Annotated in this window: 11 protein-coding genes; 8 read left to right on the forward strand and 3 right to left on the reverse strand. The window is 71.0% G+C overall.

The features are described 5' to 3' along the window. Both AB0M20_RS09785 and AB0M20_RS09790 read right to left on the reverse strand, forming a co-directional pair. A partial coding sequence (locus AB0M20_RS09785) for an SAM-dependent methyltransferase (protein ID WP_364296377.1) occupies positions 1-159 on the reverse strand: 159 nt, incomplete at its 3' end. 24 nt (positions 160-183) lie between these two features. Next, complete coding sequence (locus AB0M20_RS09790; protein WP_364296361.1) at positions 184-975, reverse strand: SDR family oxidoreductase; 792 nt, start codon at positions 973-975, stop codon at positions 184-186. A gap of 111 nt (positions 976-1,086) precedes the next feature. Between AB0M20_RS09790 and AB0M20_RS09795 the strand changes: the two genes are divergently transcribed. From AB0M20_RS09795 to AB0M20_RS09805, 3 genes are read left to right on the forward strand one after another with little or no spacing between them, the layout of a single operon-like run. Continuing rightward, positions 1,087-2,094, forward strand: a complete 1,008-nt coding sequence (locus AB0M20_RS09795; RefSeq protein WP_364296379.1) for an acyl-CoA desaturase — start codon at positions 1,087-1,089, stop codon at positions 2,092-2,094. Between the two features lie 53 nt (positions 2,095-2,147). Beyond that, entirely contained in the window at positions 2,148-3,434 is a 1,287-nt protein-coding gene (locus AB0M20_RS09800) for a sensor histidine kinase (protein WP_364296381.1), read from the forward strand. Next, a complete protein-coding gene (locus AB0M20_RS09805) occupies positions 3,386-4,027 on the forward strand; it encodes a response regulator transcription factor (protein WP_364296363.1) in 642 nt (213 codons plus the stop codon). Before AB0M20_RS09800 ends, AB0M20_RS09805 begins: the two co-directional genes overlap by 49 nt. Positions 4,028-4,041: 14 nt before the next feature. Here the strand turns inward: AB0M20_RS09805 and AB0M20_RS09810 are convergent, their stop codons facing one another. Continuing rightward, on the reverse strand, positions 4,042-5,076 hold the full coding sequence (locus AB0M20_RS09810; RefSeq protein WP_364296365.1) for an oxidoreductase: 1,035 nt from the start codon (positions 5,074-5,076) through the stop codon (positions 4,042-4,044). Positions 5,077-5,203: 127 nt separating this feature from the next. Here AB0M20_RS09810 and AB0M20_RS09815 point away from each other — a divergent pair, with 127 nt between their 5' ends. The 5 genes from AB0M20_RS09815 to AB0M20_RS09835 are packed head-to-tail and all read left to right on the forward strand — an operon-like array spanning position 5,204 to position 11,512. Beyond that, positions 5,204-6,001, forward strand: coding sequence for a CPBP family intramembrane glutamic endopeptidase (locus tag AB0M20_RS09815; RefSeq protein WP_364296367.1), 798 nt, complete (start codon positions 5,204-5,206; stop codon positions 5,999-6,001). Beyond that, positions 5,998-7,158 (forward strand): M23 family metallopeptidase, encoded by a 1,161-nt coding sequence (locus AB0M20_RS09820; RefSeq protein WP_364296369.1) that lies wholly within the window; start codon positions 5,998-6,000, stop codon positions 7,156-7,158. The genes AB0M20_RS09815 and AB0M20_RS09820 overlap by 4 nt, the downstream gene beginning before the upstream one ends. Before the next feature lie 50 nt (positions 7,159-7,208). Beyond that, entirely contained in the window at positions 7,209-8,906 is a 1,698-nt protein-coding gene (locus AB0M20_RS09825; RefSeq protein WP_364296371.1) for a histidine kinase, read from the forward strand. Then, positions 8,897-9,541 carry a response regulator transcription factor gene (locus tag AB0M20_RS09830; protein ID WP_364296373.1) on the forward strand — a complete coding sequence of 215 codons (645 nt, stop codon included), beginning with the start codon at positions 8,897-8,899 and terminating at the stop codon, positions 9,539-9,541. Before AB0M20_RS09825 ends, AB0M20_RS09830 begins: the two co-directional genes overlap by 10 nt. Positions 9,542-9,550: 9 nt before the next feature. After that, positions 9,551-11,512 (forward strand): amylosucrase, encoded by a 1,962-nt coding sequence (locus AB0M20_RS09835; RefSeq protein ID WP_364296375.1) that lies wholly within the window; start codon positions 9,551-9,553, stop codon positions 11,510-11,512. Positions 11,513-11,650 lie beyond the last annotated feature (138 nt).

An 11,650-nucleotide genomic window follows, 5' to 3' on the forward strand; every position in this document is an offset into this window, starting at 1 on the left:
GCGGCCCTCCCGCGCGAGCTCGGGCATCTCCGGCGCCTCGTGCTGCACCGCCTCGGCGGCCGCGCGGTCGACCGCGAAGTTGTCCTTGCCGCCCAGGTAGTAGTCGTACATGCGGGCGGCATTGGGCACCGAAGCGTCGATGCCGTCGGGAGCCGTCATGGGCAGACAGCATAGACGGTGGTGCTATTTGATGACGTTGAGCCACCCGCCGTCGATGTAGTAGGTGGAACCCACGCAGTAGCTCGCCTTCGGTGAGCACAGGAACACGAAGAGGTTGGCAATCTCGGCCGGGTCGGCGAAGCGGCCGATCGGCGCGTTGTCGTCGGCGATCTTCTGCAGATACTGCTCCCAGCCCTGCCCGGTGCCCTCGGTGAGCAGCTTCGCGGTCTTCTGCCAGTCCGGCGTCATGACCAGCCCGGGGTTCACCGCGTTCACCCGGATGCCGTCGCCGATCAGCTCGTTGGCGAGGCACTTGGAGAACATCACCAGCGCCGCCTTGGTGACGTTGTAGATGGGTTCGTAGCCGAGCGGCTGAGTCGCGCAGATCGACGCGTTGTGCAGGATCACTCCGCCGCCGCGGGTCTTCATGCCGGGTGCGAGGGCGCGGGCCAGGCGGACCGCGGCCATCACGTGCAGTTCCCAGTACGCGTTCCAGCGCTCGTCCGGCGCGTCCAGGATCGTCTCCTCGCTGCCGGTGCCGGCGTTGTTGATCAGGATGTCCGCGCCGCCGAACCCGGCCACGGCGGCGGCCACCGCCTCGGTGCCGGCAACGGTCGCCACATCGGCGGTGACGGCTTCGGCGCGTACCCCGAAATCGGTCTTGATCTGCGCGGTCACGGCGGCGAGCCGCGCGCCGTCGCGGGCGCACAACACCACGTGTACGCCCTCGGCCGCCAGCCCCCGCGCGATCGCCAGCCCGATGCCGACACTGCCGCCGGTCACCACCGCCACCTTGTCCTTGAGCTGCAGATCCATCGAATTCTCCTTCTCGGCGAAACGGTCGGTGCTGAGGACAGCCTGCCGGTGAAGAGTGGTGGTAGCACTCCTGACCACGGCAGAAGTGGCCGCAACGCTGGACGAATGACGATGATGACGACGGCAAAGGCCGCCGCCGGAAGTGACTTCGCCGAACTCAACCGCAGGATCCAGGCCGCCGGGCTGCTGGACCGCCGACCCTCCTACTACGTGCTGCGGCTGACCGCCGTCGCCCTCGTGCTGATCGGCACCTGGGTTGGGTTCTTCCTGATCGGCAGCTCGTGGTGGACCGTCGCGGTGGCCGCCGTCATGGGCGTCGTGTTCGCCCAGACGGCGCTCGTGGCGCACGACCTCGCGCACCGGCAGGTGTTCCGGACGGCGACGGCGAGCGGCCGGGCAGGCATGATCGCCGGAAACCTCGGCATCGGCATGAGCTACGGATACTGGCAGCACAAGCACACCCGTCATCACGCCAACCCCAACCACGACGACCTCGACCCGGACGTGGGACCGGGCGCGCTGGTGTGGAGCCGCGAGCAAGCCGCCGAGCGCACCGGATTCGGCGCGTGGCTGACCCGGCACCAGGCGTGGCTGTTCTTCCCGCTGCTCACGCTGCTCGGGCTCAGCCTGCGCAAGGACAGCATCGTGGCCCTGCGCACGGAGAAGATCAAGCAGCGGTGGCTCGAGGCGACGCTGCTCGGCGTGCACATCGTCGGCTATCTCGCGGTGTTGTTCCTGGTGCTCAGCCCGCTGCAGGCGCTCGCGTTCTTCGTGGTGCACCAGGCGGTGTTCGGTGTCTACCTCGGCCTCACCTTCGCCCCCAACCACAAGGGGATGCCGCATCCCACGGGCGACGAGGACTTCCTCCGCAAGCAGGTGCTCACCTCGCGCAACGTGCGTGGCGGCGTGCTCATGGACGTGGCGCTGGGTGGCCTGAACTACCAGATCGAGCACCACCTCTTCCCGGCCATGCCGTCGCCGAACCTGGCCAAGGCCCAGCCCATCGTGCAGGCCTACTGCGCCGAGATCGGCGTCTCGTACGAGGTCACGGGCCTGGTCGAGTCGTACCGCATCGCGCTGGCCCACCTGCACGAGATCGGCGCGGACCTGCGGAAGTAGAGCTATCACCACCGACATGTGATGCACTCGGGAGACAGAATCGGGACGTGGAGATGGTGACCGACGAGCAACTGGCGGAGTGGAGCCGGCGCGGCGTGCGCGCCGTCGGTGGCGGCCTGCTGTCGATCGCCTTGGGCGTGCTGAACGTCCCCCTCTTCGTGCTCTGGCTGGTCGCCCTCCTGATCGGGCTCATCCCGGGCGTGGGCATGGTGACGTTGTCGCTGATGACCCGCCTCGTCCGCGCCCGGGCGGACTTCGAGCGGCGCCGGGCGGGTGCGGCCGGCGTCCCGATCGCCCGGCCGTACGCGCCGCGGCCCGACCAGGTCTGGCGGCGCTACTTCTGGATCCTCAAGGACCCGGCGACCTGGCGGGACTTCGCCTGGCTGCTGCCCGGGGCGGTGGTCGGTGTGGCGCTCGGCGCGGTGGCGCTGGCCGTGCCGCTCTATGGCCTGGAGGGCATCACGCTGATCCCGCTGTGGATCTGGCTGGGCGGCGGCTGGTACGGCTACGGCGCGATCTGGCCGATCGAATCGCTCGGCGACGGCCTCCTCGCGCTGCCGCAGGGCGCGGTCTTCCTCGCCTTCGGCCTGGTCGCCGCACCGTGGCTGCGCTGGGTGGATGCGGTGTTCGCACGGCTGTTCCTGGCGCCCACCCGGGCCGCCGAGCTGCGCCTGCGGGTGGCGGAGCTGACCGAGACCCGGGCCGACACGGTCGACGCGCAGGCCGCCGAGCTACGCCGCATCGAGCGTGACCTGCATGACGGCGCCCAGGCCCGGCTGGTGTCGCTGGGCATGATGATCGGGCTGGCCGAGGAGTTGGTCGAGCGTGACCCGGCGGCGGCCCGCAAGCTGCTGGCCGAGGCCCGGGAGAGCAGCGGCACCGCCCTGGTCGAGCTCCGCCACCTGGTCCGCGGGATACACCCGCCGGTGCTCGCCGAGCGCGGGCTGGACGGCGCGGTCCGCGCGCTGGCGATGAGCCTGCCGGTCCCGACCGCGGTGGACGGCGGGGTGCCGGGCCGGCTGGAGACGCCCGTCGAGTCGGCCGCCTACTTCGCGGTCGCCGAGGCGCTCACCAACGTCGCCAAGCACAGCGGCGCGCACAGCGCCTGGGTGAGCCTGCGGCACGAGGACCATAGGCTGTTCATGACGGTCGGCGACGACGGGCGCGGCGGCGCGGATCCCGGCGACGGCACCGGCCTGCGGGGTATCGAACGCCGCCTGGCCGCATTCGATGGCACGATGACGCTGTCCAGCCCGCCCGGCGGGCCGACCGTCGTGACCATGGAGCTGCCGTGCGCGTTGTCATCGCCGAAGACCTCGCCCTCCTCCGGGATGGCCTGATCCGCATCCTCGAGGCGTTCGACTTCGAAGTGGTCGAGGCGGTCGACAACGGGCCGGGTCTGTTACCGGCGCTGGTCAAACACCGGCCGGACGTGGCCGTGGTCGACGTGCGGCTGCCGCCGACCTTCACCGACGAGGGGCTGCAGGCGGCGATCGCGGCGCGTACCGAGGTGCCGGGCCTGCCGATTCTGGTGCTGTCCCAGCACGTCGAGCCGCTCTACGCGCGTGAGCTGCTGACCGACCGCACCGGCGGCGTCGGCTATCTGCTGAAGGACCGGGTGTCCAATGTGGGCCAGTTCGTGGACGCGGTGCGCCGGGTCGCGGGCGGCGGCACGGTGATGGACCCCGAGGTGGTGTCGCAGCTGCTGGCCCGCCGGGAGCCGCTCGGGGTGCTGACCCCCCGCGAGCGGGAGGTGCTCGGCGAGATGGCCGAGGGCCGGTCCAACGCGGCGATCGCGGCCAAGCTCTTCGTCACGGAGAAGGCCATCAGCAAGCACATCAACAACATCTTCACCAAGCTGGGCATGGCGCCGTCGGACGACGACAACCGCCGCGTCCTGGCCGTCCTCGCCTACCTCGACGGCGCACCCTAGGGTCTGGTGAAAGTCTAGAAGCGCAGTTTCGCGATCCGCCCGTTCTCGCCGGAGGCCCAGCAGGAGAGGTCGCGGGCGCAGAGCACCGCGTCGAAGCTCCCGGTGTCGAAGCGCGTCCAGGTGCGGCCGCCGTCGAGGGACCAGTCGCTGCCGGTCGGGCCGACCGCGAGGGCCACGGTGCCCACCACGAAGGTCGCCCCGGAGCGGTACTCGCCCGGCACCCTCCGCGACACCGTCCAGGTGCGCCCGCCGTCGCGCGTGGTCGCCGACCCGTCCGGCGCCGCGGTAGGGGTGAGGTAGTCGCCACCCACCGCGATGCCGTGGCGGCGATCACGGAACGCGAGGCTGAAGATGCCGGCCGCCTCGCCGCTCGGCAGCGGGCTGTCGGTCACGTGCCACGAGCGGCCGCGGTCGTCGGAGGTGAAGACCCGGGACCGCTCGCCGCCGCCGGTCGCGAAGAAGGCCCGGCCGCCGGCGGAGACCAGGCAGGTGCCGCTGGCCGCGAAGGCGAACTCGCCGGGAAGTGCGGCCGGCATCCCGGCCGGGTCACGCACCGCCCAGGTACGCCCGCCGTCGGCCGTCGCGAGGATCCGGAACTTGCCGCCGACCGGGTCGGACAGGGCGAGCCCGTGCCGGCGGTCGAGGAACGTGATGCAGTCGTAGAAGGCGGTCGGCTCGTCGTTGCGGAACACCTCGGTCCAGCTGCGGCCGCCGTCCGTCGTCCGATAGAGCCGCGAGTCGGTGCCCTCGCCGATGGTCAACGCGACCGCGTTGTGCGCGTCGAACGCCTCGATGTCGCGGAACTGCAGCTCCTCGACCCCCGGCGGGCCGACGCTCTGCCAGCTGCGGCCGCCGTCGACGGTCCGCAGGATGGTGCCCGCGGAGCCGGCCGCCCAGGCCACCCGGGCGCTGACCGGAGCCAGGCCGCGGAACCGCGCGGTCACGCCGGTGTCGGTCAGCTGCCACGACGGATGGAGTTTCGGCGTGGTGAACGCCCCGGTGCCCGCGATCACGGCGAGGCCCAGCACGACGGCGACGAGTTTCCTCATGGGCCGGAACGTACCCGATCCCCGGCGGATCGGCACGGGTCGCTGCGGGGTACACCAGAAAACCGAACCCCGAGCCCACCGGACCACCGGCTTTTCGCAGGCGGCGATGCCTGACAGCGTCTTTCCTATGAAGACACCCATCATTCAGTCGCAGGCCAGGCCCGCCGTCGCACCCGCGCCCCGCCGCGCGAACCTGATCGCGCGCCACCGGCTCGTGTCGTTCTTCGTTCTCGCGTATGCGCTGGCATGGTGGTCCTGGCCGCTCCACCACTACGACATCTGGCCACGGCAGGCCTTCAACGCGATCGGCGCCCTCCTCGCCGCGATCATCGTCATCGCGGCGGCCGACGGGCGCTCCGGCTTCGCGGAGCTCGGCCGGCGGCTGATCCGGTGGCGGGTGCCCTGGTACTACTACGCGTTCGCGCTGCTGGTGCCGCTCGCGGTGCGGGCGGTGGCCACCGCCGTCAACGTGGCTCCCGCTCCGGACTGGCTGCACCTGTCCTGGACCACCTTCGCCCTGTGGTTCCTGGTCCGGTTGATCAACCCGTTGGACGGGCCGATGGCCGAGGAGCCGTCGTTCCGCGGCTACGCCGTGCCGCTTCTGCAGGAGCGCCGCTCCCCGTTGGCGTCCGCCGCCATCCTGGGCGTGCTGGTGTCGGGCTGGCATCTGCCGCTGGCCGCCGAGATCGGTTGGATCGGGTTCGGCAGCACGTTCGTCATCACCTTCGTGTACGTGTGGCTCTTCAACCGCACCGGCGGCAGCGTGCTCCTGCCCCTGATCTTTCACAGCGCCCAGGGCTTCATCACGATGGGCGACCTCGGTTACACCGGGGACGGCCTCGCCCGGCAGCAGCTCATCGAGTTCTTCCTCTGGGTCGCGGTCGCGGTGGCCCTCCTCTTCGACCGGAAGGCATGGCGGAAATGATCATCAAAGGCATACTCGTGGCCCTCGCCCTGACCTTGCCGATGGGCTCGTCGGGCGCCACCGCCCGGCCCGTTCCACCGCCGGTGGACCACTACACGGCGCTGACCGTGACGGTGCAGCAGCCGCCGGAGCCGGTGGTCGGCGCCGACGGCCGCAAACACCTCGCCTACGAGCTGCTGATGCTCAACTGGCAGCAGTTCCCGGCCACCGTCGAGCGGATCGAGGTGCTCTCCGGCGACCGGGTGATCGCGGACTTCCGGGGCGCATCGCTCGAGGCCGCGACCAGCTCAATCCTCGCGGTTCCCGGCCGCGTGGTGGCGCCGGGCACGATGCACAAGGCGGTGCTCGACGTCGTCCTGCCGCGGGACGCCCGGGCGCCGCGCACTCTGGAGCATCGGCTGACCGTCACCACCGAACCCGAGCTGGCGCTGTTCGCCTCGCCGTTCCGGGCGGCCCGGACGCCCGTCTCGCAACGGGAGCCGGCCGTCCTGGTGCCGCCCGTGCACGGCCCCCGCTGGGTGCACCTGACCGGATGCTGCACCCCGGACCAGCACCGGACCGTCCTGCAGGGCATCAACGGCAAACTCTCGCTGGGTCAACGGTTCGCCTACGACATCTCCCGGCTGCAGCCCGACGGCCGTTATCTCGACGGGCCGATCGACGACGTGCACAGCTTCGCCGCGTACGGCGAGCCGCTTCACGCGGCCGCCGACGGTACGGTGATCAGCGCGATCGACGGCATGCCGAACCAGGTCCCGTTCCAGGCCACCGAGCCGGGCGAGCCCGCCACCGTCCTCGGCAACTCCGTCATCATCGACATCGGCGCCGGTCGTTTCGCCGCCTATGCGCACATGGCGCCGGGCAGCGTCCGGGTGGCGGCCGGCCAGCGCGTCCGCGCCGGTCAGGTCATCGGCCAGATCGGCAACAGCGGGTTCACCGATGCGCCGCACGTGCACTTCCAGCTGATGGACGGGCCGTCCCCGCTCGGCTCCGAGGGTCTGCCGTTCGTGTTCCGGTCCTTCGACAGCCCGGGCAGCGTCCCGCCGCCGGACCAGATCGACCCCAACCAGCCTGTTCAGATCGATCCCAGGAACGCCGGGCGGCACCGGATGGCGATCCCGATGATCCTCCAAGTCGTCGACTACCCGGTCGCATGACGGATTTCCGCTATGTGCTGCTGGCCGGTCGAGGCGTAGCGTCATCGTCGATGCCTCGGCCGGCCACGGCACTTCTCACCACACTCGGCGCGATCCTGCTGACCGGGCTCGGCGGCATGATCGGGGTCGGGCTGTACAACGGCAACTCGCCGCTGCATCTGGCGGTGATCAGCTGGATGGCGGTGTCCTACACGGTCTGCGGGCTGGTCGCCTGGAGTGCCCGGCCCGGCATCCGGTTCGGTCCACTGATGGTTGCCACCGGTGTGGCGATCCTGATCACCACGCTGATCTGGTTCGAGCAAGGGATCCCGCACAGCATCGGCCAGTATCTGGACCTGCTGCCCTTCGTGCTGGTCGTGCACGTCTTCCTGTCCTACCCGTCCGGGCGGATCCGCCGCCCGCTGGAGCGGATCCTGCTCGGCATCGGATATGCGGCCGCGCTGGTCAGCCAGCTCGTGGTGATGCTGCTCGGCGGCCTGACCCCGCAGGTCTTCACCGTGCTCGACCGGCCCGGGCTCGCGCTGGTCATCTTCAAGGTGGAGCTGGTCGTCGTCAGCGCCGTCGCTCTGGGTGCGGCCGCGCTGTTGCTGACCCGGCGGCGCCGGCAGCGGCGTCCGCTGCGGCGCTCGTTCCGGCTGCTGCTGGATTCGTTCACGGTCGGGCTGGTGATGATCGCGGCGCTGCTGCTGTCCGGCGCCCTCGGCGGCCCGGTGTTCCCCGTCGTGCAGCAGGTCAGCCTGTTCCTGCTGGGCGTCGCGCCGGTCGCCTTCGTGGCCGGGCTGCTGCAGATCCGGCTGGCCCGCAGCTCGATCGGCGACCTGGTGATGGAGCTGCGCGAGGATCCGGCCGACCTGCGCACCCCGCTGTCGCGCGCGCTGCGTGACCCGTCGCTGGAGCTGCTCTACTGGCTGCCCCGGTTCGAGGTGTGGGCGGACGAGGGCGGGCAACCCGTGCCGCTGCCCGACGATCCGCAGCGGATGACGGTAATCATGGAGGACGGCGAGCCGATGGCCGCGCTGGTGCACGACCCGGCGCTGCGCGACGAGCAGGAGCTGCTCAACGCCGTGACCGCGGCGGCGGCGATCGCGTTGCGCAACGGGCGGTTGCAGGCGCAGCTGCGGGCCACCGTGGACGAGTTGCAGGGCTCGCGGGCCCGGGTGCTGGAGGCGGGGCAGCGTGAGCGGCAGCGGCTGGAGCGCGATCTGCACGACGGCGCCCAGCAGCGACTCGTGGCGCTGTCGTTGAGCCTGGGCGTGTTGCAGACCCGGCTGGACGGCGATCCCGGCGCGGCCGATCTGCTGTCGGCGGCGCGTACCGAGATCGCCACCTCTCTCGACGAGCTGCGCGACCTCGCCCGCGGACTGCACCCCGCGGTGGTCACCGCGCACGGCCTCGCCGTCGCGCTGGAGTCGCTGGCGGCGCGGGCGCCGGTGCCGGTGTCCCTCAAGGTCGACGTGCCCGAGAAGGGCGAGGAGGCGATCGAGGTCGCCGCCTACTACGTGGTGTGCGAGAGCCTGACCAACATCGGGAAGCACGCCGATGCGAGATCCGCCACCGTCGAGGTGGTCGAGCGGGAAGGCAAGCTGGTGATCGAAGTGGCCGACGACGGCCGCGGCGGCGCGGACGCCGAACGGGGCAGCGGTTTGCGCGGCCTCGCCGACCGGGTCGAGGCGCTGGGCGGCCGGCTGCGGGTGTGGACCCCGGTGGGCGGCGGCACCCTGGTCCGGGCGGAGCTGCCATGCGGGTAGCCATCGTGGAGGACAGCGTGCTGCTGCGCGAGGGCATCGCGCGGCTGCTCGGCGACGCCGGCTTCGAGGTCGTGGCCCGCTGCGGCGACGCCCTCCAGCTGCGGGCCGAGCTCGCGGTGAGCGTGCCCGACGTGGTGGTGCTGGACATCCGGCTGCCGCCCACGCACACCGACGAGGGCCTGCGCGCCGCCATCGAGGTGCGGTCGAAGTTCCCCGGCCTGGGTGTCCTGGTGCTGTCCCAGTACGTCGAGGTGGGGCTGGCGATGCGGCTGCTGGCGGATTCCGCCGAGGGTGTCGGGTACCTGCTCAAGGACCGGATCAGCGACGTACCGGAGTTCATCGGGGCGGTCCGCCGGGTCGCGGCCGGCGGCTCGGCCGTCGACCCGACGATCGTCTCCACGCTGCTCTCCCGGCGCCGCCGCGACGACCCGATCGAGCAGCTGACCCCGCGCGAGCGGGAGGTCCTCGAACTGATGGCCGAGGGCACCTCCAACCAGGGCATCGCCGATCGCCTGGTGATCACGGTGCGGGCCGCGGAGAAGTACGTGTCCAGCATCTTCAGCAAGCTCGGCCTGCCGGCGACCGGCAGCGAGTCGCGGCGCGTTCTGGCGGTGCTGCTCTTCCTTCGTAGCTAGGTTGAGGCGATGGAGATCGCCGTCCGCCGCCGTGCCGCCGACGCCTTCGAGCGGCTCCGTCCCGCTCTGGAGGCCGAGGCCGGGGAGCGGCTGGGCCGCGCCGAGGCGGTCGCCTTCCTGGCCCGGCTCGAGACGTCGCTGTTCGACATCTTCGAGCCGCTGGAGATCGTCTACGGCTCCGCCGACCTGGACCGGTTCGTCCGGGTCGCCCTCGACGCCGCCGCGGCCAGACCGCCCGCCCTCCGCGAGCTGGACCGCCGCCGTGAGATCGACGCGCACTGGTACCAGCGGGCCCGCATGGTCGGCTACGTCTGCTACGCCGATCGTTTCGCCGGCACCCTCGCCAACATTCCGGACAAGCTGGACTACCTGGCCGAGCTGGGCGTCACCTACCTGCATCTGATGCCGCTGCTGAAGCCACGGCCGGGGGAGAACGACGGCGGGTACGCGGTCGCCGACTACCGGTCGGTCGATCCGCGGCTGGGCACGATGGACGACCTGTCGGCACTCGCCGACGCGCTGCGCGCCAGGGACATGAGCCTCTGTGTCGACCTCGTGCTCAACCACACGGCGAAGGAACACCCGTGGGCCGCCGGGTGGCTGGCGGGCGACCCGGCGTACGAGAACTTCTACATGTCGTTCCCCGATCGCGAGATGCCGGACGCGTACGAGAGAACGATCGACCCGGTCTTCCCCGACCGCGCCCCTGGATCCTTCACCTTCTTCGAGGAGCGCGGGGAGTGGATCTGGACGACGTTCTGGAGCTACCAGTGGGACCTCGACTACTCGAACCCCGCGGTGTTCGAGGCGATGCTCGAGACGATCCTGTGGCTGGCCAACCGGGGCGTCGACATCTTCCGGCTGGACGCCGTGCCGTTCATGTGGAAACGCCTCGGCACCACGTGCATGAACCAGCCCGAGGTGCACCGCATCGTGCAGGCCATGCACGCGCTGACCCGGCTGGCCGCGCCCGGGGTCATCTTCAAGGCCGAGGCGATCGTGGCGCCCGACGACCTGGTGCCCTATCTCGGCGGGCACGACCGCTACCGGCCGGAGTGCGAGCTGGCCTACCACAACCAGCTCATGGTGATGCTGTGGAGCAGCCTGGCCACGAAGGACGCTCGGCTGATGGCGCAGTCGCTGCGCCGGATGCGCCCCATCCCGGCCTCGTCCTCCTGGTGCACGTATGTGCGCGGGCACGACGACATCGGCTGGGCGGTGAGCGCTCAGGACGCCGCGGCGGTGGGCTGGGACTGGTGGAACCACCGCAACTTCCTCAACGCCTTCTTCTCCGGGCGGTTCCCGGGTTCGTTCGCGCGCGGCGCGCTGTTCCAGGAGAATCCCGAGACCGGTGACGCGCGGATCTCCGGGACGGCCGCGTCGCTGTGCGGTTTCGAGACGGACGACCCTGTCTTCAGTCGTGTCAAGGGCGGTGGTGGGGCTGCGGATGGCGCCGCGATCCGCCGGCTGACACTGCTCTACTCGGTGGCGTTCGCGTTCGGCGGGATCCCGCTGATCTACATGGGCGACGAGCTGGCGATGCGCAACGACCACACCTACCTCGACGATCCCGCCCTGGCCGACGACAACCGCTGGATGCACCGCCCGCACATGGACTGGGCGGCCGCCGCGCGCCGGCACGACCCGGCGACGGTGGAGGGCCGCGTCTTCGCGGCGCTGCGGCAGCTCGTGCGGGCCCGCAAAGACCTTCTGGCGTTGCGTACGGGCGGGGAGATCGAAGTCCTCGGCGTCGACGACCCGGCCGTCTTCGCCTGGCGGCGCAGGCATCCCCGCAGCGGCACGTTCATCGGGCTGGCCAACTTCGCCGAGGAGCCACGCGCGTTCGACGCCGCCGCGATCGGCCGCTACGGCTGGCTGGAAACGGCGCTGAGCAGCGACGGCCCGCTGGAGGTCCGCGAGGGCCGCGCCCACCTGCCCGCGCTGGGCTTCACCTGGCTGATCGAGCGATAGCCGCGCGCATGAGTGGTAGCCCACCCACGTGTCGGCGGACCCGACGGGTGGCTGCGCTACCACTATGGGGTGCGCCCGTGCCGCCAAGCGAAAAGTGGTAGCCCACGGGCGTATCCGGCTTCTATATAGTATCAAGAC

The organism is Actinoplanes sp. NPDC051633, assembly GCF_040681735.1.
Taxonomy (GTDB): Bacteria; Actinomycetota; Actinomycetes; order Mycobacteriales; family Micromonosporaceae; genus Actinoplanes.